General features: G+C 46.2%; 1 protein-coding gene. It reads right to left on the bottom strand.

Annotation, left to right across the window (positions count from 1 at the left end):
• Positions 1-51 precede the first annotated feature (51 nt).
• Entirely contained in the window at positions 52-660 is a 609-nt protein-coding gene (locus BN1127_RS13995; RefSeq protein ID WP_042649880.1) for a hypothetical protein, read from the bottom strand.
• Positions 661-730: the final 70 nt, after the last annotated feature.

The following is a 730-nucleotide window of genomic DNA, read 5'->3' as shown; positions in this document are numbered from 1 at the left end:
TGATGACTCATGATGAACCCTTTTTCATGGCTCCAGATGACAAACATGATCTCATATCAGGGACTTGTTCGCACCTTCCTTAGGTGTGGTGATCATCCAAATCACAGTCAAGATTCGCTCAACAGCAGCTAGCTTGCCCTGTATTTCACGGCTCTCCTCAACAGCATCGCTGACAGCTTTGTCGATTATTGGTGCTAACAAGGGAAAGTGAGAGCGCAGTTCGTTGTATTCTGCAAGCTTGAGGTCGTTCATCTGCAACGTTTGACGGTAGTGTTGTTCTCTCGTACCCAACTTACTCTTAATGTATTCAAGTTCATTCTTTACCCTCTCGATCTCCCTGTCTTTCTCCTTATCCTGCTCTGACACCAGAGCCTCCGGCCCAATAAATTCCTCCTTGAAATGCACTTCATCGAACTTGGGAGTCCTGATGAAATGAGAAAAGCGCCTCCCATCATCAACGTTCTTCCTTTTTAGAAGTCCCTGATTTACGAGCTTGATCAGATGCCGATAAATGAAGGTGTAACGCTGCTTACGTATCTGCGATTCTGCTTTGTCACCAAAAATGGCATTTACAAATCCTGTCGCAGTGAAGCCATCCATCTGCCATCGAATGAGTGCGGTGTAGAGCGCGGTTGGTAACCACACGGTCTGGGAGCTCATAAGTAATCCTGGGCCTCGAACGAAAACATTTAGTGGAAATCTAAACTCGGTTGCGGATTATAATCCGTGG

The sequence above is a fragment of the Aeromonas media genome, from assembly GCF_000819985.1.
Lineage (GTDB): Bacteria > Pseudomonadota > Gammaproteobacteria > Enterobacterales > Aeromonadaceae > Aeromonas > Aeromonas media.
The sequence above is the reverse complement of the archived record's forward strand: the minus strand, read 5'-3'. Positions and strand labels throughout refer to the sequence as shown.